The sequence below is a fragment of the Janthinobacterium kumbetense genome (assembly GCF_023703445.1).
Classification (GTDB): Bacteria; Pseudomonadota; Gammaproteobacteria; order Burkholderiales; family Burkholderiaceae_D; genus Janthinobacterium; species Janthinobacterium kumbetense.
In genome coordinates this window covers 382276-407151 of the sequence record NZ_JAMQGR010000003.1, presented here as the reverse complement: position 1 = coordinate 407151, position 24876 = coordinate 382276, and the positions used below count along the sequence as shown (strand labels likewise).

The following is a 24876-nucleotide window of genomic DNA, read 5'->3' as shown; positions in this document are numbered from 1 at the left end:
AACTGGGTTAGGTTTTTGACACACCCGGACAGGCCAGGAGCCGTCAACGGGCACCACATAGCATGCACTACACATCAATACACGCTATTTTGCTGCTTATTTTGCAACTGCGGCATACCATTTCAACACGGTTTCAACGGCATCATCTGCCGTCATGGCCGAGGTATCGAGGACATGCGCCCCTTCCGCAGGAACCAGCGGCGCAATCGCACGGTGAGTATCACGTTCGTCCCGCGCCTGCAAATCCATCAGAAGGTCTTCCATATTAGCAGAAAAACCCTTGTCTATCAATTGCTTGTAGCGCCGTTGCGCGCGCGCCTCGACGCTGGCGGTCAGGAACACCTTCAATGGGGCGTGCGGGAAGATCACCGTGCCCATGTCGCGTCCGTCGGCCACCAGGCCCGGCGTCTTGCGAAAGCCCAGCTGCAAACCGACCAAGGCATGGCGGACAGTTGGCAAAACAGCAATTTTCGACGCCGTATTCCCCACTTCTTCGGCACGGATCTGCTCCGTGACATTTTCATGCGCCAGCAGGATCTCGCCGCCCGCAAAATGACAGGGCAAGTGCTCGGCCAGCTTGGCCAGCGCGTGCTCGTCGCGCAAGTCCGTGCCGCGGCGCAGCGCGCTCAAGGCCGTCAGGCGGTACAGCGCGCCCGAGTCCAGGTAATGAAAGCCCAGCTTGTCGGCCACGCGGTGCGCCACCGTGCCCTTGCCGGAAGCGGTGGGGCCGTCGATGGCGATGACTGGGATGTGGGAGGTCGGCATAGTGTTGGCAATCAATTAAATCAAAGTATCTTTGGCAATCCCCGCGAAGGCGGCGAAATACTCGGGGAAGGTCTTGGCCACGCATTTCGGGTCGTTGATGCGCATCTCGTTGCCGCGGCGCGCGGCGCCGTCCAGCGAAGCCAGCGAAAAGCACATGGCCATGCGGTGGTCGTCATACGTGTCGATGGTGGCGGCAAGAATCTGCGCCGGCGGCGTCACGCGCAGGTAGTCCGCGCCCTCTTTCACTTCCGCGCCCAGCTTGCGCAACTCCGTTGCCATGGCGGCCAGGCGGTCCGTCTCTTTTACGCGCCAGCTGGCGATATTGCGCAAGGTCGAAGTGCCGTCCGCGTACAGGGCGGCCACGGCGATCGTCATGGCCGCGTCGGGAATGTGGTTAAAGTCCATGTCGACGGCTTTCAGCACGCCGTTCGAACGGGCTTCGATCCAGTTCTCGCCCATCGTGATGGTCGCGCCCATCTGCTGCAAGGCTTCGACGAAGCGCACGTCGCCCTGGATGCTGTCGCGCCCCACGCCTTCCACGCGCACGGGACCGCCGCCGATGGCGCCAGCCGCCAGGAAATACGAGGCCGACGAAGCGTCGCCTTCCACGTGGATGGTGCCCGGGCTTTGGTATTGCTGGCCCGGCTGCACGGTGAACGACTGCCAGCCGTCATGTTCGACCGTCACGCCGAAACGGCGCATCAGGTTCAGCGTGATCTCGATGTACGGCTTCGAAATCAGCTCGCCCGTGACATCGATGGTGACGGCATGATCGCGCGCCATCAACGGCGCCACCATCAAGAGGGCCGTCAGGAACTGGCTCGACACGTTGCCGCGCACGGCGATGCGCTGCGCGTGGATGTGGCCGCGGCGGATGCGCAGCGGCGGGAAGCCCTGCTCGCCCGTGTATTCGATCTGCGTGCCGACGGCGTTCAGCGCGTCGACCAGGTCGCCGATCGGGCGCTCGTGCATGCGCGACACGCCATGCAAGGTGTAGTCGCCGCCGATGACGGCCAGCGCCGCCGTCAGCGGGCGGATCGCCGTACCGGCATTGCCCATAAAGAGGTCAGCCTCGTGGTGCGGGAACACGCCGCCGCAGCCTTCCACGTGGTGGATCTGGTGCGCGGTGGCCGGGTCGCCCTGCAACTCGTCCTGCGTCCATTTGACGCCCAGCGACGTCAGGGCCGTCAGCATGACGAAGGTGTCGTCGGAAGCGAGCAGGTCGACGATCTTCGTCGTGCCCTTGGCCAGCGCGGCCAGCAGCAGCACGCGGTTGGAAATGCTTTTCGAGCCGGGCAAGCGCACCGTGCCCTCGGCGTGCATCACCGGTTTCAAGTCGATATGGTGGGGGTAGTGCTTGGTCTGGGTCATGCTGGAATCCTTGAGTATTTATTGTGCGGGCGCGGGAGCTTCCGCCGTCTCGATCGCCTCGATCCATTGCTGCCGCGCGTGCTGGGCGTTCGCGTACACGCCCTCGATGGCGGCGCCGTCGTTCGCGGCCAGGTGGGCGCGCAAGGTCGTCAACTGCGCCAGGTAGGCGTCCAGTTCGTGCAGCAGCGCCGGCTGGTTGGCCAGGCTGATGTCGCGCCACATTTCCGGCGATGAGCCGGCGATGCGCGTAAAGTCGCGAAAGCCGCTGGCCGCGTATTGAAACAGCAGGCCCGCGTGCGGTTTGTTGGCGATGTCGTCGACCAGCGCAAAGGCCAGCAAATGCGGCAGATGGCTGACGGCGGCAAACACCTTGTCATGTTCTTCGGGCGTCAACGTGTGCAGGATGGCGCCGCAGGCACGCCAGGCGGCCGCCACGCGCTCGACGTCGTCCGCGGCGTTTTCCGCCAGCGGCGTGAGCACCACTTTCTTGCCTTGATACAGATCAATGATGGCGGCGTCGGGACCATTCGTCTCGCGCCCCGCGATCGGGTGGCCGGGCACGAACTGGCCGACCTTGCCGCCGAGCGCCGCGCGCGCGGCCGCCACCACGTCGCTCTTCGTGCTGCCCCCATCGGTGACGATGGTGCCGGGCTGCAGGTGCGGCGCGATGGATGCCAGGATGGGACCCGTCTGCGCCACGGGCGCGGCCAGCAGCACCAGGTCGGCGCCATGCAAGGCTTGCGCCATGTCGCCGCCGATTTCGTCGATGATACCCAGTTCGAGCGCGCGCACCATCGACGCGCGTGAGCGGCCCATGCCGACTACGGTTTGAACCGCGCCCGCGTGTTTCAAGGCGCGCGCGAACGAGCCGCCGATCAGGCCTACGCCAAAAATGACGACCTTCTTCAGTGCAGGCGTCGTCATGGCGTCAGGCCAGCGCTTTCGTCAGCGCGGCGATGAAGATGGCGTTTTCCTGCGGCAGGCCGATGGAAATGCGCAGCCATTGCGGCAAGCCATAGCTGCCCACGGGGCGCACGATCACGCCCTGTTTCAGCAGCGCCAGGTTCACGCGCGCGCCCGCTTCATCATCGTCGCCCACCTTCACCAGCACGAAATTGCCGTGCGACGGCACGTATTCCAGGCCCAGTTGCGCAAACGCTTCCGTAAACTGCTGGTAGCCGGCCGCGTTGTTGCGCGCGCTTTGCTCGAGGAAGGCCTTGTCGTTCAGGGCGGCAATCGCGGCCGCCTGCGCCAGCGAATTGACGTTGAACGGCTGGCGGATGCGGTTCATCAGGTCCGTCAGCACCGGCTGGGCGATGGCGAAGCCGATACGCAGGCCGGCCAGGCCGTAGGCCTTCGACAGGGTGCGCGAGACCACCAGGTTCGGATACTGGCGCACCCACGCCGTCGATTCGTACTGGTCGTCGGCCGACAGGAATTCGTTGTAGGCCTCGTCCAGCACGACGACGACATGCGCCGGTACTTTCTGCAGGAAGGCTTCGAGCTGCGCCGCCGTCAGGAAGGTGCCGGTCGGGTTGTTCGGGTTGGCGATGAAAATCAGACGCGTGTCGTCGGCAATCGCCGCCGCCATGGCGTCCAGGTCATGGCCGTAGGCTTGCGCCGGGACGACGATGTGGCGCGCGCCCAGGCCTTGCGTGGCCAGCGCGTACACGGCGAACGAATACTGCGAGTACACGACGGATTCGCCATGCTGCACAAACGCGTGCGCAGCGATTTCCAGGATGTCGTTGCTGCCGTTGCCCAGGGTGATCCAGTCGGCCGGCACGTCATAGCGCTTCGACAGCACGGCTTTCAAGTCAAAGCCGTTGGCGTCCGGGTAGCGGCCCAGGTCATCGATGGCGGCGATCATCGCCTGCTTGGCCGATTCCGGCATGCCGTACGGGTTTTCATTCGACGCCAGCTTGACGATGGCTGCCTCGTCGAGGCCGAATTCGCGCGCGACTTCCGCGATCGGTTTGCCGCTCTGGTAAGGGGCGATGGCGCGGACGTATTCTGGACCGATATTTTTAGACATGGTGTTCTTTAAAAAAGTGGGTGATTGTAAGAATAGCTACAACTTCACAGGCTGACCGGATATGACCCCAGCACCTTGAAAAACGCCGCATTGCTTTGCAACTCGGCCAGCGCCTGGGCGACGGCTGCGTCGTGCACGTGGCCCTCCACGTCGACATAGAAATAATACTCCCAGCTGCCCATGCGCGCCGGGCGCGACTCGAAGCGCGTCATCGACACGCCGTGTTTCGCCAGGGGCGCCAGCAGCTGGTACACGGCGCCCGCCTTGTTCGGCACGGCCAGCACCAGCGAAGTCTGGTCCTTGCCCGACGGCGCCGTCTGCAAGGTGCCCACGACGGCAAAGCGCGTGCGGTTGTGCGGGTCGTCCTGGATATGGCCCTTGACCACGCCCAGCTTGTACTGCGCGCCCGCCAGTTCGCTGGCAATCGCCGCCACCGTGCCGTCTTCGCCGGCCATGCGGGCCGCCTCGGCGTTCGAGGCCACGGCATGGCGCGCGATGTGCGGGTAATTCTGGTTCAGCCACACCTGGCACTGCGCCAGCGCCTGCGAATGGGCGCAGATGGCGGTGACGCCATCCATGTTGCCGCTCTTCGTCATCAGGCTGTGGTGCACGGCGATCGCCACCTCGCCGCTGATGATGAGACTCGTCTGCAGCATCATGTCCAGGGTACGGTTGACGGCGCCTTCCGAGGAATTTTCGATCGGCACCACGCCGAAATCCGCCGTTCCCGCCTCGGCGGAACGGAATACTTCGTCGATGGACGCGCATGGCAAGCCTTCCACGGCGCTGCCGAACTGCTGGTACACGGCCTGTTCGCTGAAAGTGCCGGCCGGGCCAAGGTACGCCACGGTGACCCGTTTTTCCAGCGAGCGGCAGGACGACATGATTTCGCGGAAGATGGTCTGCACTTCGCGGTCGCCCATGGGGCCGGGATTGCGTTCGGCCACGCCGCGCAGCACCTGCGCCTCGCGCTCGGGGCGGAACACGGGCGCCTGCGTTTCAGCCTTCACGTGGCCCACTTGTTGGGCGATTTGCGCGCGGCGGTTCAGCAGTTCGAGGATTTGCGCGTCGATCGCATCGATCTGTTCGCGCAGCGGTTTCAATTTATCGGTCATGGTTGGTTTGTTTCGTCAGCTGTACTTCAATCATGGCCGCGCGGCCTGCGCCGGCGGCGGGCCGGCGCGGTCGTCTAGGCGACTCAGCGTCCGGCAAACTCGTTCAAATAGTTGACCAGGGCTTGCACGCCCTCGATCGGCATCGCGTTATAAATCGATGCACGCATGCCGCCGACGGACTTGTGGCCCTTCAGTTGCAGCAGGCCGCGCTGTTTCGCACCGGCCAGGAATGCGTCGTTCAGACTTTCATCGCGCAGATAGAACGGGATGGTCATGCGCGAGCGGTATTCTGGGGCGACCCGGTTCTGGTAAAAGTCGTCCGCATCGAGCGCCGCGTACAGCAGCGCCGCTTTCTCAATATTACGCTGTTCCATGGCTGCAACGCCACCCTGGCGTTTGAGCCACTGGAAAACCAGGCCGGCGATATAGATGCCGTAGGTGGGCGGCGTGTTGTACATCGACTCATGTTCAGCCACGATGCTCCAGTCGAAGGCCGACGGGCAGATCGGCAGCGCCTTGCCCAGCAAGTCTTCGCGCACGATGACCAGGGTCAGGCCGGCCGGACCGATATTTTTCTGCGCGCCGCCGAAGATGACGCCATATTGCGATACATCAATAACGCGCGACAAAATGTGCGACGACATGTCGGCCACGATGGTGGTCCCTGCCGGCACGTTCGGCGCCTGCTGGAATTCCACGCCGTCGATGGTTTCATTGGTGCAGATGTGCAGGTAGGCGGCTCCCGGCGTCAGCTGCCATTCGGCGACCGGCGGCACGCCCGTGAAACGGGCGGCCTTGGACGACGCGGCCACGTTGACGTTGGCGTACTTGGCCGCTTCCTGGATCGACTTGCCGGACCACGAGCCCGTATGCACGAAGTCTACGGTGGCCGGCTGCTGCGCTGCCAGGCCCACCAGGTTCATGGGAATGATGGCGTTCTCGCCCAGGCCACCGCCCTGCAGGAACAGGATCTTGTAGTTCTCGGGCACGGCCAGCAGCTCGCGCAGGTCGGCCACTGCCTGCTGGTAGATGGAAATGAATTCGGGACCACGGTGGCTCATTTCCATCACCGACATGCCGCTGCCATGCCAGTCCTGCATCTCGGCAGCCGCTTGCGCCAGCACTTCCTTGGGCAGGACGGCGGGGCCGGCGGAAAAATTGTAGATATAGGTCACGATACGGTCCTTGGCAAAATGGAAATCTTATTGGGGCGACTGCGTGGCCGCCCGCATGACCTGGTCCAGCACCGCATTCACGCGCGGGATCAGCACGCGCTGGCTGATGGCCATCGATTCGGCAGACAGTTGCGGCATGGTGGCCAGCATCTTGCGCCCCAGCGGCGTCTTGTAGAAGGTCGTCAGCTGCTCGACTTCGGGCACCGTGTAAAAGCGCGCGTACAGGGGCACCATTTCGGCGGCCAGTTCGTCGATCAGGGTCGGGTCGGCCAGCACCTGCGTCAGGGTGGCGATGGCCAGGGGGATTTCTTCCTCGGCGCTGGCCAGCGCGCGCGCCTTGCGCTGCTCGTCCAGGTTCGGGTTGCTGCTGATTTGCTGCTGCGCCGACTGGCGGATCATGGCCGGCACCGATTGCAGCATCTGGTCGAAGATGTTGCGCGTGAGCTGCGGGAACTGCATCGCGTCGAGCATGCGCCGCACGGCCACCTTCATGGCAGGGCTGGGCGCCGCCTGGCGGGCGGGCGTGGCTTGCGTGCTCTGGGCCAGGGCCGGCAGGGTCGCAAGGAAGGCCAGCGAAAACGCGGCGAAGAAGGTGGCGACGATTTTTCTCATGGCATGCGGGACTTTACAAAAGCGGGGAATATCTGGGGATACGCAGGCTGGCGCCGCAACCGGCACGCCAACAGCAATTGGGGCTCCCGAAAGAGCCCCAATCATCTTACTCCGGCTGCGCCGGGTCGACAGGATCGGCCGGTTCAGCCGCTGCCGGCGCGGCCGCAGCCTCCTGGCCCGCCTCCGTCGTCAGCTCGACTTCGTCGATATCCGTCTCCACCACGCGCTGCAGGCCGGACAGCTTGGTGCCGTCTTCCACGGCGATCAGGGTCACGCCCTGCGTCGCGCGGCCCATCTCGCGGATTTCCGACACGCGGGTGCGGATCAATACGCCACCGGTGGTGATCAGCATGATTTCATCGCTGGTATCGACCAGGGTCGCGGCAACCACTTTACCGTTGCGCTCACTGGTCTGGATGGCGATCATGCCTTTCGTGCCACGGCCATGGCGCGTGTACTCGGTGATCGGCGTACGCTTGCCGTAGCCGTTTTCCGTGGCCGTCAGCACCGACTGCTGCTCGTTCTCGGCCACCAGCAGGGCGATCACGTGCTGGCCTTCTTCCAGGTTCATGCCGCGCACGCCGCGCGCCGTACGGCCCATCGGACGCACGTCGTTTTCGTCGAAGCGCACAGCCTTGCCCGAATCGGAGAACAGCATCACATCGTGCTGGCCGTCGGTCAGCGCCGCGCCGATCAGGAAGTCGCCGTCGTCCAGGTCGACCGCGATGATGCCGGCCTTGCGTGGATTGCTGAAGTCCTTCAGCGGCGTCTTCTTGACGGTACCGAGGCTGGTCGACATGAACACGTAATGGTCTTCCGGGAACGTGCGGTTCTCGCCCGACAGCGGCAGGATCACGGTGATCTTTTCGTTGTCCTGCAGCGGGAACATGTTGACGATCGGCTTGCCGCGCGAATTGCGCGAGCCTTGCGGCACTTCCCACACCTTCAGCCAGTACATGCGGCCACGATCCGAGAAGCACAGGATGTAGTCGTGCGTGTTGGCGATGAACAGCTGGTCGATCCAGTCTTCCTCTTTCGTCGCCATCGCCTGCTTGCCGCGGCCGCCGCGCTTCTGCGCGCGGTATTCGGTGATCGGCTGGGCCTTCATGTAGCCGGTGTGCGACAGGGTCACGACCATGTCCTGCGGCGTGATCAAATCTTCCGTTTCCAGGTCGGTAGCGTTCAATTCGATCTGCGAGCGGCGCACGTCCTTGTTGCCGGCGCCGTATTCGTTCTTCGCCGCCGTCATTTCGTCGGTGATGATGACGGTGACGCGTTCCGGCTTGGCCAGGATGTCGAGCAAGTCGGCGATGTGTTCCATCACGTCCTTGTACTCGTTGACGATCTTGTCCTGTTCCAGGCCGGTCAGGCGCTGCAGACGCATTTGCAGAATTTCCTGCGCCTGGTCGTCCGACAGCTTGTACAGGCCATCGCCCTGCATGCCATAGTGCTTCGGCAGGTTTTCCGGACGGTAGGCATCGATGCCGCCTGGCGTCGAGCCGTCGCCCGTGCGGGCCAGCATTTCGCGCACGACGGACGAATCCCAGGCCTTGGCCATCAGCTCGACCTTGGCGATCGGCGGCGTCGGCGCAGCCTTGATGATGGCGATGAAGTCATCGATGTTGGCCAGCGCGACAGCCAGGCCTTCCAATACGTGACCGCGTTCGCGCGCCTTGCGCAGTTCGAACACGGTGCGACGCGTCACCACTTCGCGGCGGTGCGACAGGAAGCATTGCAGCATCTGCTTGAGGTTCAGCAGCTTCGGCTGACCATCGACCAGGGCCACCATGTTCATGCCGAAGGTGTCTTGCAACTGGGTCTGCTTGTACAGGTTGTTCAGCACCACTTCCGGCACTTCGCCCCGTTTCAGCTCGATCACCACGCGCATGCCCGACTTGTCGGATTCGTCGCGGATGTCGGAAATGCCGTCGAGCTTCTTGTCGCGCACGTTTTCAGCGATGCGTTCCAGCAAGGATTTCTTGTTGACCTGGAATGGCAGCTCGTCGACGATGATGGCGATGCGGCCGCCATCCTTGCCGTATTCTTCGAAGTGGGTCTTGGCGCGCATGACGACGCGGCCGCGGCCCGTGCGGTAGCCGTCGCGCACGCCGGACACGCCATAGATGATGCCGGCCGTCGGGAAGTCCGGCGCCGGGATCAGCTCGATCAATTCATCGATCGTGCACTCGGGGTTGCGCAGCACGTGCAGCGCGCCGTCGATGACTTCGGTAATGTTGTGTGGCGGAATGTTCGTCGCCATGCCGACCGCGATACCGGACGAGCCATTGATCAGCAGGTTCGGGATACGCGTCGGCAAGACCGTCGGTTCCTTTTCCTTGCCATCGTAGTTGGGCTGGAAGTCGACGGTGTCCTTGTCGATATCGGCCAGCAGCTCGCTGGCGATCTTGTCCAGGCGGCACTCGGTGTAACGCATCGCCGCGGCGCCGTCGCCGTCGACGGAACCGAAGTTGCCCTGGCCATCGACGAGCATGTAGCGCAGCGAGAAATCCTGCGCCATGCGCACCAGCGTGTCGTAGATCGAGGCATCGCCGTGGGGATGGTATTTACCCATGGTTTCGCCGACCACGCGGGCGCACTTGACGTAAGGGCGGTTCCACACGTTGTTCATTTCATGCATCGCGAACAAGACGCGGCGGTGCACTGGCTTCAAGCCATCGCGCGCATCGGGCAAGGCGCGACCGACGATCACGCTCATGGCGTAATCGAGGTAGCTCTTGCGCATCTCTTCTTCGAGGGAAATAGGAATTGTTTCTTTTGCGAATTGATCCATTGGCGGTTCGACTGATCTCAGGCTGTGGTTAACTTATCTGTTACGCAATGTATGACGCAATACTGCATATCCTGGGTGGCTGTCGTCGTGGACGCCGCGCCGCGCGCTGCTGGCGCGGCCCGGCTTCCATGTCGCAGAGTGCCGGAACAAATCGGCGGGCTGGCGGCACGGCCAGTACGTGCACCGCAGTGGTACGCGCTGGCCATGCAGTGCCGCCGTGGGCATTTTCCCGACACTCTTAACAGTCAAGCGCACGATTTTAGCATGCGCGCCCAGCTACCTGTACAAATTGGCCATACCAACAAGATTGGCAGTTTGCACGGGAGCCGTGCAGCCTGACCTTTCGATAATGCACAATGGCAATACCAGTTCAAGATACCTGCCCTTAAAAGAGGCAAAAAAAGAGATCAATTGTTACAGACGCGTTACAAATGGGCATTTTCGTTGCGCAAAAACAACGCGCGGTCTAAAATCGGGCAAGCTTTGATTTAACCACGGTCGTGCGCCCCTGATGCGTGTGGCAAAATGACTGGGAAGTTAATTGCTAGTTTCGCAATCTGAAACGAGCGCATATGGTCTACATGATAAAATCTTGGCACGTAGCACCAGTAGCGCAGTGTTGTTCTGCGGATATCACCCCCCGAAAGGAAAAAAGAATGAATAAATTTGTAACGCTGTTTTTCGCTGCATCCGCAGTGATTGCTGGCTCGGCTTCGGCCCAAACCCCAACCTCCCCACCATTCGCGCCAGTTACCACTGACATCAAAGCACCAAGCCCAAAAAGCGCTTACGTGCAAGATGCCCGCGGCGTGATCGTGCGTGACCCATTCGGCCTGTGCTGGCGTACCGGCTACTGGACACCTGCTGACGCAGTGCCAGGTTGCGACGTGCCACTGTGCGTAGAGCCAGAAACCCTGCAAGACGGCAAATGCGTGGCTCCTCCAGCACCAGTCGTACCAGCACCGGCACCAGTCGTTGTCGTACCAGTACCAGTCGTCGTTGCTCCTACCTCGGAAAAAGTCAGCTTCGCTGCTGATGCATTCTTCGATTTCGACAAAGCTACGCTGAAGCCAGAAGGCAAAGCCAAGCTGGACGAGCTGTCCGCACAACTGGGCGGCATCAACCTGGAAGTCATCATCGCTGTGGGTCACACCGACTCCGTCGGCACCGATGCTTACAACCAAAAACTGTCGGTACGTCGTGCTGATGCTGTCAAAGCCTACCTGGTCACCAAAGGCGTTGAAAGCAACCGCGTGTACACCGAAGGCAAAGGCGAAAAACAACCTGTTGCTGATAACAAAACTGCCGAAGGCCGTGCGAAAAACCGTCGCGTGGAAATCGAAGTTGTTGGTACCCGCAACAAGTAATAGCTGAACCCCTGGACTTGCCGCAAGTCATCGCGCAAGTCAAGAACAGCATGAAAAACCCCGCCACGGCGGGGTTTTTTTTCGTCCGTGGCTGCCCAATTGTAAAATTGCCGCTATTATTCGACCTATGAACGCCGACCCTCTCGAAATCCAAAAATTCAGTGAGCTGGCCCACCGCTGGTGGGACCCCACTTCCGAGTTTCGTCCCCTGCACGAAATTAACCCTCTGCGCCTGGAATGGATCAACGCGAAAGTGCCGCTGGCCGGCAAGCGCGTGATCGACATCGGCTGCGGCGGCGGCATCCTGGCCGAATCGATGGCCCGCAAGGGTGCCGACGTGACGGGCATCGACCTGTCCGACAAGGCCTTGAAAGTGGCCGACCTGCACAGCCTGGAATCGGGCGCCAAGGTGCGCTACAAGCTGATCGCCGCCGAAGCCATGGCCGAGGAAGAGGCAGGCCAGTACGACGTCGTGACCTGCATGGAAATGCTCGAGCACGTGCCGGACCCCGCCGCCATCGTCAAGGCTTGCGCCGCGCTGGTGAAGCCGGGCGGCCACGTCTTCCTGTCGACCCTGAACCGCAACCCGAAAGCGTACCTGTTTGCCATCCTGGGCGCCGAATACCTGCTGCGCCTGCTGCCGAAAGGCACGCATGACTATGACAAATTCATCACCCCGTCCGAACTGTCGCAATACGTGCGCAGCGCCGGCCTGGACGTCAACAGCATGCGCGGCATGGGCTACAATCCGCTGACCAAGATTTACTCACTTAATAGCGATACCAGCGTCAATTATCTGGTGGCCTGCACCCGGCCGCTGTAACCATCACGCACAATACAAGGCGGCTGCGGCCGCCATTTTTCATTCCTACTTGACACACTTTGTCCGCCATGATCACTGACCATCTGCCAGCCCCGCGCGCCATCCTGTTCGACCTCGACGGCACCCTGGCCGACACCGCGCCCGACCTGGCGGCGGCCATCAACCTGCTGCGCGCGCGCGCCGGCCTGGCGCCGACCCCGTATGACGTCCTGCGCCCCACGGCCTCGGCCGGCGCGCGCGGCATGATCGGTGTGTCCTACGGCATCGGCCCCGGCGAAAGCGGCTACGAAGCCCTGAAAGACGGCTTTCTGAACAATTACGAAGCGGCCCTGGCCGTGGAAAGCCGCCTGTTCGACGGCATCCCCGCCCTGCTGGAAGGCCTGCAAGCCCTAGGCCTGGCCTGGGGTGTGGTCACCAACAAGGCCGCCCGCTTCACCGACCCGCTGGTGGGCCAGATCGGCCTGGGCGCCGCCGGCTGCGTGATCTCGGGCGACACCATGTCCCACCCGAAACCCCACCCCGCCCCCCTGCTGGAAGCGGCACGCCGCCTGGACCTGGCGCCGCAAGACTGCTGGTACGTGGGCGACGACCTGCGCGACATCCAGGCCGGCCGTGCCGCCGGCATGCGCACGGTGGCCTGCGCCTGGGGCTACTGCGGCCCCGTCGAACCGCAGCACTGGAACGCCGACCACCTGCTGGATACCCCGCATGCGCTGCTCGAGCTGGTCAGCGCGGTGGTGAAGGCGGCGCAGGCGCGGCAATTGGCGGCATAAATCAGCCTGCGCTTGATCTGGCACACCAGCAAGCGAATGCACCATGCAAGAGTGGGCGGATTGCGCTACAATAAAGGTTCTGTGGGGACGACCTGGTTTCGACGTGGGTTGCAAAGCAGCGCAGGGCATACCGAGGGCGGGCTACCTCGTAAATACAACCTGAAAAAACTTAACTGCAAACGATAACTCGTACGCACTGGCAGCTTAATCGCTGTTAGCTCTAGAACACCTCGTCCCTGGGGTGGGCCGTCAAAAGCTCTAGAGTCATTTACAGGGACTCGTCGTATGCTGGGTTACTTAGCGTCCGACTAAATAATAGGTAACTCGCTTGCCCATAACGTGCACATCCGTGCTGGCTGAGTTAAATTAAATGATAGTGCTAAGTATGTAGAACTGTCTGTGGAGTGCTTGCGGACGCGGGTTCGATTCCCGCCGTCTCCACCACTGAATAAATAAAAGGGCTTCCCCGTTTTGGCGGGGAGGCCCTTTTTATTTATTCCATGCATGCAGAACGCGGGCGTCGAATCCGCGTCCGGTACGGGCGCGGGGGTTTTGCGGGGCCTTCGGCGAGCGCAGCTCGGCGCCGCAAAACCGGGTTGCGCTTGCAAGCGCAACCTTTCCGATTCGTCTGGCTAGCTTTTGCGCCGCAGGCGGTTTTTCCTAAAGACAACATTAGCGACTCACGCTGTGTACGAATGGCAGACCTGACGCTCGCCCCCCCCTACTCCAACACGAAAGAGGAGCAGGCGGCGCGATTCTGGCGCAGGCAACTCGTTAGGAGCAGAACCTGCTGCAATTCGCCTTCTGAACTGGCCTACGCACGTCCGAGTTGGTGACATTGGTCTGGGCCGATGTGGACTTCGTGCGAGGCGTTGTGATGGTGCCCCGTGCCCTCACGCAGCATTCCAAAGAGGCAGAGAGCACCAAAACGAACGCTGGTCGCCGCGAAGTCAAGCTTTTGGAGCGCGCGATGCATGCGCTGCAGGAACAAAAGGCATTCACCTGGGCCAAGGGTGAGGAAGTGTTTCAAAATCCTCGCCTAGAGCGGCGCTGGGAAGGGGACCAGCCGATCCGCAAGACTTTATGGACCGGCATTCTGCAAAACGCTGGCGTGCGCTATCGCAACCCTTATCAGACGCGGCACACCTACGCCAGCATGATGCTCTCGGCCGGTGAGCACCCTATGTGGGTGGCAAAACAGATGGGGCATGCTGACTGGACCATGATTGCCAGGGTATATGGACGTTGGATGCCGGATGCAGATCAGGCGGCCGGATTAAAAGCAGAAATTGTGTTCGGTCTTAAGCATTAAATCTATCGGCTGGCTGTCATGCAACATTACCTATCCTGACTGAGGAACTGGAAACGCCCCAAAGCGGAAGTTCAGAGTTGTTAATAACGAAGGGTAATCAAGTTTCTGTGCAGGTCTAATTCTGTTCCTCAAGGAATTTGCATGGGGCGTGATTCTGGAAGAAGCAATCTTGCCGCACGAATAATTAATATTATTTCCGAAACCTCTTTAACGATTAATCGAGCCATTGGAGCGGTAACGCCTCCATTTGTATGAGCAATTTCGTTTCGCACCATCAGATATTTTCGGAGGGCGGCGTGCTGCTTCACGTTAATAATTTCTTTCTTCAGTGAGTAGTCGAGCATTCCTCTTATAGAAGCGCGAGAGGAGAACGAAATTTCATCTAAGCTCGATTGTTCGATTAACTTGCGAAGTTCATGCTCCAATGCCGAAAAAACGGCGATCACTGCGGCTTTATATTCTTTCTTGATCAGCAAGCGGTTTGGCTCGTCTTCAAGGGTTGGAGATATTCTCGCGAAGGCGGACTCGAAAGCCTTTTCAAGTTCACGAATGAATCCCCTCGATTCTTCGTCCAGCGAGACTGGCCGTTTGATCACAATGTGCCCCTTCAGATCAAACGGCAAGGCGGCAGTGTCTCCTGCTATCAGAATTAAAGGCTTTTCCTTCCCTTCTCCTGCCAATACCATTCCTACCTCGAATAGTGTGTTTTGGCTACCAATGTCAGCGACGACTAACGCAGCGCGGTCCAGAAGCGCGTAAGTTTTCGCCATGATATTATCGCCAGGTGCAACCACGTCTGCAGCCATAACAGGGCTGAAACCGTATCGTTCAGCGATCGGGTAAATACGGGATTTGTATATAGCTGCGAATCGCGTCGGCACTGCAAAGAATGCAAGTCGCGTCTGTGCCTCAGGAGGCAGCGTCAACTCAGCCTGAGGCTCTGGTTCAGTTGCGGTACTTAGCGCGATAACCTGTGAGCTCCAATACTCTCGAAGTTCTCGCAATGCCTCTTCTATAGTTTCCGCATAGCTCTTAAGTCCGATCTTCGGAAGATTCACTACTTTTACTCCGCGTCGTTCGTAACGAGCGACGGCATGAGGAGCGGCCGCCACCTGTACTACATAAGCAGGACGGCGCAGAGCCCCGAGACGCTCCTTAACAATCTGCCAAATTTGCCGGAAATCCGGGTCATCCAGGCTGTAACCGATAAATAGCGCGGTGTGACCGATAAGTAGACTGGATAAATGCGTGGCAAGGAGCGGAAACCGTGCAATAAATGCATCATAGTCTTCTTCCGTGACAACAAGGCGATTTGGATGATGCAGGTCGCCGTGAAGTTTTAAAAGTTGAACGGCTGCACTATGGTTACCTACCGAAAGCTGCTCCTCGGAAATCTGAGGGGTACAGTATTTATTAAGACGAGAGTAGGCATTCTCTAATAGGAAGTCAAAGTTCGTTGTGACCACTCGCTCAAATGGTAAACGACAAAACTCCTCATGTGTACGAGAGGGTTGAATGGAGCTTACCAGTAGCGCTTCGGACATAAATTCAACAAGTTTCACCCGCGAATATTCGTGCGTGTATGCTGATAACGCTTCTAATGCGGTGGTGTATTGATACTCGGGTAACGCATCGGCTGCGCTGCGACCCAGACCCTCCCAATCTAGCATTTTTTTACCGGCCGGAACCGATGCGTTTAATGAGAAGCCGGCACCTACGAAGGGTAGACAGCGACCTTGCACGAGGTCTTCCAAAAATGGCTTTGGGAAAAATTTGAGATACTCAGACACGTGGACCTACTTTAAATAAAAAAAACGATTGTTCTTGTTCTTGCCCGGCAGCTTATGGCCGACAGTTGCCGTTGCGGGTGATTGTCTGCATTTTGCCAGCAAAACCTTCAAGATGCCTAAAAAATCTAAGTTTACGGTAGGTTCGATTCCCGCCGTCTCCACCACTGAATAAATAAAAGGGCTTCCCCGTTTTGGCGGGGAGGCCCTTTTTATTAATTCCATGCATGCAGAACGCGGGCGTCGAATCCGCGTCCGGTACGGACGCGGGGGTTTTGCGGGGGACGAGCACTGCTCGTCCGATAGCCGCAAAACCGGGTTGCACTTGCAAGCGCAACCTTTCCGATTCGTCTGGCTAGCTTTTGCGCCGCAGGCGGTTTTTCCTAACGACAACATCAACTGCTCAGGCCGTGTACGAATGGCGAACCTGCCCCTCGCCCTTTAGCCGGTAAAATCATACGCAAAGGTGGCCCGGCAAGCCACGCCGGCGGCGAGAAAAATAACGAGCAAAACTACAAACACGGCCAGCGAGCCATATTCAGCAAAGAGAAGACTATCCAAGTAACAAAACAGAAGCTCCACCTGATCGGGCGTAATATCAAGGCATTGGCAGAGAAACCCCAACCATGAAAATTGCTCGCCTCCTTTCCTCCAGTTTCCTCGTGCTAGCCGTAGCCCTCGTCGCCTATGGTCTTTTCGGCCTCTCCCGTTTTGCCTGGTACACCGGCGCATACTATGATGAGCGCATGATCTTGTTCGACCACGGCTTCTATCCCTTTGCGTGGGGTATCGCGCTGCTGCTGATGGGACAAATCGCCCGCTTGCACCATCGTCGGCCGGCCATGCTGCTCGCCGCAGGTGCCGCACTGATGCTCCTTCTCTGGAAACGAGCAACCGTGCCCGGTGCCGTCTCCAATCAGCAACTTTTCCCTGACCCTGATTTACTGGCGGGACTGATTGTGACCGCTGTCGTGGTCTTCGTTTTGGCGCTGATAGACCACCCCGTCGAACAAGCCATCCGCAAAGCTCTTGCTCGTACCCGGTGACCGGCCGCCCCCACTACTCCCCACACACCGCCCCGCCCACCGCTCCCCCGATACTCAAGCCCGTCGACAAATCGAAACCAAAATCACAGCGATAGCCATCTTTCGGACGGTGTCGGCACAGCAGCATGTCACGATTGCGAATGCGTATTTGCGGATCGGGACAGCCATCGCGCATATCCGGCCCGATGGCGTCGAACATGTCCTTTGCAGCGGCTCCCGTCAAACGAAACGCGACTTTGGTATCGCCCGCAACCGGTGCCACGGCATCGTCGAGATATGCGCCATAGATCGCGTACGCCCCTGAAAAATCCTTTTGCACGAATTCCCATACGGCCCTTGCCTCGTGCGCCAACAGCAAGCACAGTAGCGCGACGAATAGCAGGCTGGCGCGTATCAGCATACGGAGCCGCCGATACTGCGTCCGGTCAGCAGATCAAAACCGAAGTCGCAATGATGGCCGTCACGGGGATGGTAGGAACAGCGCACTTCCGCCCGCTGGCGCAAGCGATACTCGCCGTCCACTCCACAGGCATTGCGCAAGTCCGGGCCCATCGCATCAAATAGCTGTTTCGCCGCCTTGCCGTCGATCCAAAATGCGATGCGCTTGTCTTTACTGGTCGACGGCTGCGGATCGCTCAGGCCTCCGCTATAGATGGCATAGCGGCCTTTGAATGACTGGTAAGAAAATAACCATTTGGGAGCGGACTGAGCCATGACCATAGCCACAACAAGGAGCGGAAAAACAGCGAGAATGCGTTTCATGTCATCCGTCCCGCTATTTAATCGTGATGTGAAAATGGTCGTCGTGATGTATGAGTGGTCTTATCCGGGGGATAGTAGGGTCATTAAAATAAATAACTTGGACAAAGCTGAATTCAAAAAATATGCGGATTAGCTGCGCCGTTGCATCGCGATCATATTGCGTGTCAAACCTTGTCACCGCGCGCTCCATTTTATCTTTGCGAAACAATCGGACGTCGACGTCTTTTCCGCTTCGATGGCTCGCATGGTCATGGTAAACAACGCCATCAGCCAGGCTGATATTTCCAAAACCAATTTTCCGGCTATCGATACCTTGCCATTGATGCTCGACCAAAAATAGTAGCGAAAGTAACTTGGGATGGGCATATTGTCCGGCGCCATTGGGCGGTGTGCCATAGGTGTAATATCCCGCGCCTTCCGGTCGTTGCGAAAGATTAAAGTAGCCGCGTGCATCCCTTGGCTGCAATTCCAGCATGCGTGCTCCTGAATGTAACATCCCAGCGCTCAGTTCAAACCATGGCAACAAACAGTGCTCGCTGCACATCTCGATGCAGGTGTTACGCACCGACGTCCCTAGCAGGAATCCTCGCGCCACGCAAAGAAATCTGCACACTCGACAATTTTTGCCGTTATACATCTTCTGAGCATTGCGAAGGATCAAATCCCTGTACGTTAATGGCGTTATCGCTAATTGCAGCCATGACCTTGAGCCAGCGCAAGATCGCGCAGTGCCACGTTGAGACTAAAGAACCTCTCCCAGCAAATATCCCATCGCCCTCCGATACTTCTCCCCCCTCTCCAAATCCTTCTGCGTCGGCATATCTATCCTCGACAAATCGCTGTTCTCAGCCAGATCCGCCAGCTTGACGGCCTTGCCGACCGGATTCAACGCCGCGCGGGCGATGAAATCCTCGTACGATTCGCCCGCGATCTTGGTCACGGCGCGCACGCCGTCGATGACTCCCCGGGAAAATCCTTCGCGCGCCAGGTCGTCGAAGGTGATTTTTCCATCGCTGTCTTCCACCACATCATGCAGTACGGCGACAATTTGCTGGGCGCCAGGGGCGACGCGCAGCATGACGCGCAAGGGGTGGAGTATGTATGGCGCGCCGCCCTTGTCCTTCTGGCCGGCATGGGTGGCGGCGGCGATTTCAATCGCGCGTTCCAGGGTGCCGCGTCTTGCGTGTTCACTCATGTTTATTCCTTGTTCACTCCACGTTGGTTGCTGACCCCGTTGTGCGCCAGCCGCGGCGCTGCAAATGGCAAACGCTGCTGCACAGCAAGGCTGGCACCAGTAAATTGAACACCGGTATCAGCATCAGCAAGCACAGCAGCAGGCCCAGGGCAGCAATCGCCGGACGCTGCGCGCGGCGCAACGCCGCTTGCTGTTCTGCGCCGAGCACGTCTTCGGCCGCTGCGCCGTAGATCATCCGGACATTCCAAGCCAGCAGGTACGAGACCAGCACGCACATGGCCCACACGGGGATCAGCAGGGAAAGCAGCAGTAACAGGCGCCGCCAGACGGGGCGCGGGGCGGACAGCTCCAGGCCGGCCGGAGGTTGCCACGGAGCATAGCGGCGTGCCGCCACAGCCTTGGCCCGTTCCAGCAACAGCCAGCGCAACGGCAAGCGCGCCGTGCCGATGGCGCCGACGATAAAGACCATGACATAGAACAAGGTGGCCAGCGCCAGCAAGGCCAGGGCGATCTGGCCTATCGACAGCAGGGCCTTGGCGGCGCTGCCCAGGCCGCCGGCGATATTGCCCATCTGCGAGAGCGTGGCAGGCCCGTTGGCCAGTGTCCCGACGCCATCCATCACGCCCAGGCCCAGCAAGCCGGTAACCGACACCAGCGCCAGCATGGCGCTCAGCTCGACAAAAAAACGGCCGAAGCAGCCATACAGTCCCAGCCATAGCGCCACGACCGCCATGCACCACAGCGCGGAGCGCCACCACAGCCCCGCATGACGCGCATCGCGCACTCCCAGGCCGATGCACGTGAAGGCTTCCCGCCAGGCCAGCAGCCAGGTTTGCAATGTTTGTGTCACGCTCAGGCGTACTCCGCAGTGAAGGGGCGGATACGTCGATCCGGATGTTGCCGATTGTACATGGACAAGGCTTGCGCACGCGCCCCCCTCCGCCGTCAGCAATCGCTATCGAAACGCAAAAGCAGTCGCGTCCTGCTCGGCCGGTTCGCAAGGCGAGGCATAACAGACTTGATTTCTGCCGGATGCCTTGGCCTTGTACAGTGCCGTATCAGCGAGTTCAACCAGTTCGACTGCCTGGTTTTCCAGGTGCGTCGGCATGAAAGCCGCCACGCCGACGCTGACCGTCACCACGCCCAGGGGATTGCCCCGATGTTCGACGCCCAGCGATTGCGCTGCCTGGCGAACACCTTCCGCCACCGCCAGGGCGCCCGGCAAATCCGTTCCAGGCAATAAAAAGACCATTTCCTCGCCACCATAGCGTGCCGCCAGGTCGCCCGGCCTGCGCATGCTGTAGCCGACCACTTTGCCGATTTTTCTCAGGCACTCGTCGCCGGCCACATGGCCATAGATATCGTTGTATTGCTTGAAGAAGTCGACATCGATCAACACCAGCGCAAGCGAGCCGTCTTCACGCTGTGCACGGCTGAACTCAGCAAGCAGCGACTGGTCGAAGTGGCGCCGGTTCGCCAGTCCCGTCAAGCCATCCTGGTTGGCAAGGCGGGCCAGGGTTTCATTGATCAATTCCAGCTCATTGCGCGCCTCGAGCAATCCAGCCTCGCTCTTGACCCGCAAATCGATTTGCCGCACCACGCGGTATCCGATGAAGGCAATCAGCAGCACCAGCACGCCACCCACCGCGTTCTGCAAAATCGTGTCGAGACGCCACGAAGCGAGAACTTCATCCTGTGACAGTGCGGCAGAAACCACCAGCGGGTATTCCTCGACCCTTCTATAGCTATTGATACGCGTCACGCCATCGACGCCCGACTTGATCACGGCCGTGCCAACGGGACTTTTGGGCAAATAATCGTGGAACACGGGGAATTGCGAAATATCGCGTCCCAACAGGCTTTCATCGAAGGGCCTTCGCAATAAAAGAATGCCTTTTCCATTCGCAATGAAAATGGCGCCTTTTTCCCCTATCGAAAAACGTTCATAAAACAGCCTGAAATAATTCATGTCGATGGTCGCCAGCGCCACGCCGCCGAAACTTCCGTCGGGCATATTGATTCGCCGCGATACCGTGACTATCCATTGCCCCGTTGATTTGCTGCGCACGGGAGGTCCGACATAGGGCCCCCGGTCCTCATGCGTTCGATGGTAGTTGAAATAATCCCGATCAGAATTATTCAGATTGCTCAACAGCGTTTTCTGCGAATTCACGAGCCAGCTGCCATCCCTCGCATAGATGAAGATGCCGTGCAACTGGCGCAGCTCGGCGACACGGGCGACCAGCAATTTGTGCACACGGGCCAATTCGCTATCGGAAACACCGTCTGTTTCCACCCGCTCCACCAGTCCGACCAGCACCGTATCGGCTTCCTTGATGGTGTCATAGGCATGCTGCGCAACAGATTGCGCCAGATTGGCGCTTTCGCGGGCCGCCTCACTCAGCTGTACTTCCCGTGCGCGCAAGGTCATCCAGAACTGGATCGCCAGGAGCGACAGGCACACCAGCACGACAAATGAGATGGCCAGCGGCAGCAGGGAAAAACCACGGAAACCTGCTCCCAACAAGCGTGGCGGCAAGCTGCGTGACCTGGCCATGGCGACACTCCCGGATTGATATGCAGCAAAGTGTGCACCAAATAGGCAACAACATATTCACATATTGTCACAAGCCATGAAGAACTCATTTGCCGGGTAACAGGTCTTCGCCGTCATGGCATCGAAGAATCCGGTTCCAGCTCGCCATAGTTTGTGATACCGCAATTCCAGAAGGAAAGAAATGCGAAACAATGCCAGCTCCCCCACCGTTGCGCATAGCGGAGTTGACCATGCTTGAAGTTCAGCCCAGGGATAAGGTCTTCTTTAACGATGAGGAGGTGCAAAAGACGATCGCCGGTGGGCGCGTCCGGTCTCTGAAAGGGCACGACGACCATCTTCATATTGAAATCAGGGAGCATCGATGAAACCTCACTTTGCCCGCTGCGCCATGGCGCTCGCGCTCTTTGCAACGGCACAAGCCGCCGACAAGCAGAAGGAATGGACTGGCGAACCACGGCCCTTGCGAGGTGATTACCAGATCCATGGCGGAACACTGTCCGAAATGCTGCCACCCACGCGAAGCGACCGGAAAGTGGCAATCATGGTCATATGACGCCCTCGGCCGGAACGCAATCCCCCACCCCTCGCCGCAACGGCGTACACTGGCCCCTCTTCCATCAACGCATTGGTCCACCGTGAAACTGTCGCGCTTTATTACCGGCCATCTGGAGCCGATCCTGGAAGAGTGGGAACTCTTCGCCAGGTCGCTGCCCATTCCCGGAGCCGCCATCTCGAAAGCGGAATTGCGCGATCATGCAAAGCAGATGCTGCAAACCATCGTGCGCGACATGGACGTCATCGAGAACGCGGCGCAGCGCAAGAAGAAATCGACCACGGGCGTATCGGAAATAACGGGCAAGGAAACGGCAGCGGCCACGCACGGTTCCCTGCGCCAGCAGATTGGCTTCACCCTGCCGCAGCTGACGGCGGAATTTCGCGCCATGCGGGCCAGCGTTCTGCGATTGTGGATGGCGCAGGTGTCGGTGGCGTCGAAAACGGCAACGGACGACATCCTGCGCTTCAATGAAGCGATAGACCAGGCGCTGCAGGAATCGGCCATCCGCTATTCGCAGCAGAGCGACCGCACCCGCAATACCTTTCTCGCCATCCTCAGCCACGATCTGCGCAGCCCGCTGAACACGATGACGATGGCAGGCGCGCTGCTGAGCCGGCCGAGCGCGAGCGCCTCTTCCTCGGTGCAGATCGGCGCACGGGTTGCCCGCAGCGCGGCCGCCATGACCACCATGGTGAACGACTTGCTGGAATTCGCCAGGACGCAGCTGGGAGGACACATGCCCGTTTCGCCAACCTTGGGCGACCTGGGGGAAATCTGCAGGACAGCCGTCGAGGATGCCTCGGCCGCCCACCCGCAATGCAAGTTTGAACTGAGCACCACGGGCGAGATGATCGGCGACTTCGATGCGCCCCGTCTGGCCCAGCTGTTTTCGAATTTGCTCAACAATGCCGCGCAATATCGCACCGACGACCAGCCCGTCACCATCACGGCCAGCGGCGATGCCGATACGGCCGTGGTACAGGTCAAAAATTTCGGCCGCCAGATCCCGGAAGCCTCGCTGAAGAGCATATTCGATCCCCTGGTGCAGCTGGCCGTTTCCGACGATCACAAGGCACCGAATGCCACCAGCATCGGACTGGGGCTGTTCATCGCGCGTGAAATCGCCAGCGCGCACGGCGGCACCATCGGCGCCGAGTCGAGCCTGGAATGCGGCACGGTGTTTACCGTGCGCCTGCCCAGGGTCTCGCTGAACGAGGGCGCGAAAGGCGGCTAGGCGCGCGCTCCGTAGAAGACGCCCCCTGCCATTACCGGCCCGCCCTACCTGCGGCTCAACGGCACGTATTCCCCCGGCAAGCCCGACACCTCCAGCGCATCGGCAAACGCCAGCAAGAACTTCGCCGGGCCATGGTCCGACACCAGCAGGGAGGCGCCCTTGTGGCGCAGCAGTTTCAAGACTTCCTGCTGGTGCGCCTGGTATTCGCTGGAGTGGCCGTAAAACGTTTGATACATCTCAAGGGTTTCCATGGCCTTGGCGGCCAGGATGAATTCGGGTTTGTCCATGATGTCTCCTCGTTGTCAGTACTGCCAAAACCACGAAAAAAACCTGCAAGACGTGCGGCCCATGCCGGTCGCACTGCATTGCGGCAACCACATCCGTATTTCCATCATACGCCTCAACCCGGCCATTGCGCCGTCCTGTCGCGCATCTTTTTCCATTCCACCCGTCCTGCTACGTCACCGTGCATCCAGACCTGCGCCATTCCTCGCGTGCGCGCTAGCCGCACGCTCCCGCACATGGCATCATGCGCGTTACCCATTCACTCTGGCGACACATGGACCAATATCACTTCCTCGTTGGCGAATTCAAGAAAAATACCCCCTTCATTGCCGCCGCGGCCAGCGCGCAGCTGTTCGCCTGGTTCGCGCACATCGGCGAACCCGTCGAGCGCTACGGCAACAAGCGCGGCAAGATCGTCAAGTTCTCACAGCGAAATTACGAGAAAATGCTGTTCGCGCCAGAGACCGACGGCATCGGACTGCTTTCGCCGCGTCTCGTGCCGCCCGACGAAGCTGACGAGGCCGTCAACTGCGACGCGCAAGCCATGTACTCATCGGGCTCGGAGCTGGTTCTGTCCATACGCGCCAGCAAGCTTGCGCTGATGCCGTTGTTCGACGGTGCCCGGGCCATACCCGGCCTGTTTGAGCATTGCGAATATGTGTACTGCTACGCTGAAACGCAGGGCTATGGCACCGGCTACGCACTCGGCTACCGGCAGATCGATGAAGCCCATCCGATGACCTTTGGCACTCCTTGCCCCGCAAATAACTGGGCCGCCATCAAGCGGCGCGGGCTGCAAGATTCGCACCTGCGCGATGTATATCCGATCAATGGTTTCACGCAAGCCAGATTGGACGCGCTGCCGCCCGAGCGCCGGCAAGCGCTGCGCGACGCGATGCAGGCGCATGGCCGCTGCGAAGAGCATGCCGGCTTGACTTTCTGGTATCTGCCGCCCGAGGAACTGGACGCCGCCCGCACCGCCCTGAACGCACACGCCATGCTGGGCGCCTATATCAGCCACCGACACCCATGAGCAAACATTTATCGCTGCACTGCTATCTGCAGGACGCCGCCGCCGAGCGGCCCCTGCCCTGCTCCGACGTGACCATCCACGCCGACCCGGCCACCCTGCGCGCCATCGCCCATTTTCTGCTGGCCAGCGCCGACACCTTTGATCAGGCGCAAGACCGGGCCGGCATGCACGCCCATCTGCAAGACGAATGGGACGGCTGGCAGGACGACTTCCCCGACCTCGTCGTGGTGGCGGCCTAGGTGGCAACCTAGCCCGGCGCCTGCGTCGGCGCGCGTCGGGTAA

Annotated in this window: 25 protein-coding genes and 1 other RNA gene; 10 read left to right on the top strand and 16 right to left on the bottom strand. The window is 60.0% G+C overall.

Features of this window, described 5'->3' with window-relative positions; translation table 11 throughout:
• Positions 1–96 precede the first annotated feature (96 nt).
• From cmk to gyrA, 8 genes are all read right to left on the bottom strand, one after another.
• The gene (gene cmk, locus NCG91_RS12760) at positions 97–765 is read right to left on the bottom strand and encodes a (d)CMP kinase (RefSeq protein WP_251349951.1); all 669 of its coding nucleotides are present in this window, start codon (positions 763–765) and stop codon (positions 97–99) included.
• Between the two features lie 15 nt (positions 766–780).
• Positions 781–2136, bottom strand: coding sequence for a 3-phosphoshikimate 1-carboxyvinyltransferase (gene aroA / locus NCG91_RS12755; RefSeq protein ID WP_251349950.1), 1356 nt, complete (start codon positions 2134–2136; stop codon positions 781–783).
• An 18-nt stretch (positions 2137–2154) separates the two neighbouring features.
• On the bottom strand, positions 2155–3060 hold the full coding sequence (locus NCG91_RS12750; RefSeq protein ID WP_251349949.1) for a prephenate dehydrogenase: 906 nt from the start codon (positions 3058–3060) through the stop codon (positions 2155–2157).
• 4 nt (positions 3061–3064) lie between these two features.
• A complete protein-coding gene (gene hisC / locus NCG91_RS12745; protein WP_251349948.1) occupies positions 3065–4171 on the bottom strand; it encodes a histidinol-phosphate transaminase in 1107 nt (368 codons plus the stop codon).
• Positions 4172–4215: 44 nt separating this feature from the next.
• Positions 4216–5286 carry a prephenate dehydratase gene (gene pheA / locus NCG91_RS12740; RefSeq protein ID WP_077400751.1) on the bottom strand — a complete coding sequence of 357 codons (1071 nt, stop codon included), beginning with the start codon at positions 5284–5286 and terminating at the stop codon, positions 4216–4218.
• 83 nt (positions 5287–5369) lie between these two features.
• Positions 5370–6461 carry a 3-phosphoserine/phosphohydroxythreonine transaminase gene (gene serC, locus NCG91_RS12735; protein WP_251349947.1) on the bottom strand — a complete coding sequence of 364 codons (1092 nt, stop codon included), beginning with the start codon at positions 6459–6461 and terminating at the stop codon, positions 5370–5372.
• Positions 6462–6488: 27 nt separating this feature from the next.
• A complete protein-coding gene (locus NCG91_RS12730) occupies positions 6489–7073 on the bottom strand; it encodes a DUF2059 domain-containing protein (protein WP_251349946.1) in 585 nt (194 codons plus the stop codon).
• 106 nt (positions 7074–7179) lie between these two features.
• Complete coding sequence (gene gyrA / locus NCG91_RS12725; protein ID WP_251349945.1) at positions 7180–9864, bottom strand: DNA gyrase subunit A; 2685 nt, start codon at positions 9862–9864, stop codon at positions 7180–7182.
• A gap of 656 nt (positions 9865–10520) precedes the next feature.
• Here gyrA and ompA point away from each other — a divergent pair.
• The 5 genes from ompA to NCG91_RS12700 all read left to right on the top strand — a co-directional run bounded on the left by ompA (position 10521) and on the right by NCG91_RS12700 (position 14139).
• Positions 10521–11231 (top strand): outer membrane protein OmpA, encoded by a 711-nt coding sequence (ompA, locus tag NCG91_RS12720; RefSeq protein ID WP_034782001.1) that lies wholly within the window; start codon positions 10521–10523, stop codon positions 11229–11231.
• Between the two features lie 127 nt (positions 11232–11358).
• Complete coding sequence (ubiG, locus tag NCG91_RS12715; RefSeq protein WP_077400739.1) at positions 11359–12054, top strand: bifunctional 2-polyprenyl-6-hydroxyphenol methylase/3-demethylubiquinol 3-O-methyltransferase UbiG; 696 nt, start codon at positions 11359–11361, stop codon at positions 12052–12054.
• A gap of 68 nt (positions 12055–12122) precedes the next feature.
• Positions 12123–12827: an HAD family hydrolase gene (locus NCG91_RS12710; protein ID WP_251349944.1), complete on the top strand. Its 705-nt coding sequence runs from the start codon at positions 12123–12125 to the stop codon at positions 12825–12827.
• Between the two features lie 83 nt (positions 12828–12910).
• Positions 12911–13271, top strand: a transfer-messenger RNA (tmRNA) gene (gene ssrA, locus NCG91_RS12705).
• 388 nt (positions 13272–13659) lie between these two features.
• Positions 13660–14139 (top strand): site-specific integrase, encoded by a 480-nt coding sequence (locus tag NCG91_RS12700; RefSeq protein ID WP_435526485.1) that lies wholly within the window; start codon positions 13660–13662, stop codon positions 14137–14139.
• Between the two features lie 128 nt (positions 14140–14267).
• Here the strand turns inward: NCG91_RS12700 and NCG91_RS12695 are convergent, their stop codons facing one another.
• Positions 14268–15929 (bottom strand): SIR2 family NAD-dependent protein deacylase, encoded by a 1662-nt coding sequence (locus tag NCG91_RS12695; RefSeq protein ID WP_251349943.1) that lies wholly within the window; start codon positions 15927–15929, stop codon positions 14268–14270.
• 623 nt (positions 15930–16552) lie between these two features.
• On the opposite strand from NCG91_RS12695, the gene NCG91_RS12690 reads away from it, so the two are divergent.
• The gene (locus tag NCG91_RS12690; protein ID WP_251349942.1) at positions 16553–16972 is read left to right on the top strand and encodes a hypothetical protein; all 420 of its coding nucleotides are present in this window, start codon (positions 16553–16555) and stop codon (positions 16970–16972) included.
• Positions 16973–16985: 13 nt separating this feature from the next.
• On the opposite strand, the gene NCG91_RS12685 is transcribed toward NCG91_RS12690, so the two are convergent.
• The 6 genes from NCG91_RS12685 to NCG91_RS12660 form a co-directional block, all read right to left on the bottom strand.
• On the bottom strand, positions 16986–17372 hold the full coding sequence (locus NCG91_RS12685; protein WP_251349941.1) for a hypothetical protein: 387 nt from the start codon (positions 17370–17372) through the stop codon (positions 16986–16988).
• On the bottom strand, positions 17366–17734 hold the full coding sequence (locus NCG91_RS12680) for a hypothetical protein (protein ID WP_251349940.1): 369 nt from the start codon (positions 17732–17734) through the stop codon (positions 17366–17368). The genes NCG91_RS12685 and NCG91_RS12680 overlap by 7 nt, the downstream gene beginning before the upstream one ends.
• 13 nt (positions 17735–17747) lie before the next feature.
• The gene (locus NCG91_RS12675; RefSeq protein WP_251349939.1) at positions 17748–18209 is read right to left on the bottom strand and encodes a penicillin-insensitive murein endopeptidase; all 462 of its coding nucleotides are present in this window, start codon (positions 18207–18209) and stop codon (positions 17748–17750) included.
• Positions 18210–18476: 267 nt separating this feature from the next.
• A complete protein-coding gene (locus NCG91_RS12670; RefSeq protein ID WP_251349938.1) occupies positions 18477–18929 on the bottom strand; it encodes a GTP pyrophosphokinase in 453 nt (150 codons plus the stop codon).
• A 13-nt stretch (positions 18930–18942) separates the two neighbouring features.
• Positions 18943–19779: a hypothetical protein gene (locus NCG91_RS12665; RefSeq protein WP_143451368.1), complete on the bottom strand. Its 837-nt coding sequence runs from the start codon at positions 19777–19779 to the stop codon at positions 18943–18945.
• 105 nt (positions 19780–19884) lie between these two features.
• Entirely contained in the window at positions 19885–21486 is a 1602-nt protein-coding gene (locus NCG91_RS12660) for a sensor domain-containing diguanylate cyclase (RefSeq protein ID WP_251349937.1), read from the bottom strand.
• 361 nt (positions 21487–21847) lie between these two features.
• Between NCG91_RS12660 and NCG91_RS12655 the strand changes: the two genes are divergently transcribed.
• The gene (locus tag NCG91_RS12655; protein ID WP_251349936.1) at positions 21848–22039 is read left to right on the top strand and encodes a hypothetical protein; all 192 of its coding nucleotides are present in this window, start codon (positions 21848–21850) and stop codon (positions 22037–22039) included.
• Positions 22040–22121: 82 nt separating this feature from the next.
• On the top strand, positions 22122–23276 hold the full coding sequence (locus tag NCG91_RS12650; protein ID WP_251349935.1) for a sensor histidine kinase: 1155 nt from the start codon (positions 22122–22124) through the stop codon (positions 23274–23276).
• Between the two features lie 44 nt (positions 23277–23320).
• On the opposite strand, the gene NCG91_RS12645 is transcribed toward NCG91_RS12650, so the two are convergent.
• A complete protein-coding gene (locus NCG91_RS12645; protein ID WP_251349934.1) occupies positions 23321–23563 on the bottom strand; it encodes a hypothetical protein in 243 nt (80 codons plus the stop codon).
• Positions 23564–23835: 272 nt separating this feature from the next.
• On the opposite strand from NCG91_RS12645, the gene NCG91_RS12640 reads away from it, so the two are divergent.
• Positions 23836–24594: a hypothetical protein gene (locus tag NCG91_RS12640; RefSeq protein WP_251349933.1), complete on the top strand. Its 759-nt coding sequence runs from the start codon at positions 23836–23838 to the stop codon at positions 24592–24594.
• Positions 24591–24833, top strand: a complete 243-nt coding sequence (locus NCG91_RS12635; protein ID WP_251349932.1) for an Imm32 family immunity protein — start codon at positions 24591–24593, stop codon at positions 24831–24833. The genes NCG91_RS12640 and NCG91_RS12635 overlap by 4 nt, the downstream gene beginning before the upstream one ends.
• The last annotated feature ends 43 nt before the right edge of the window (positions 24834–24876 follow it).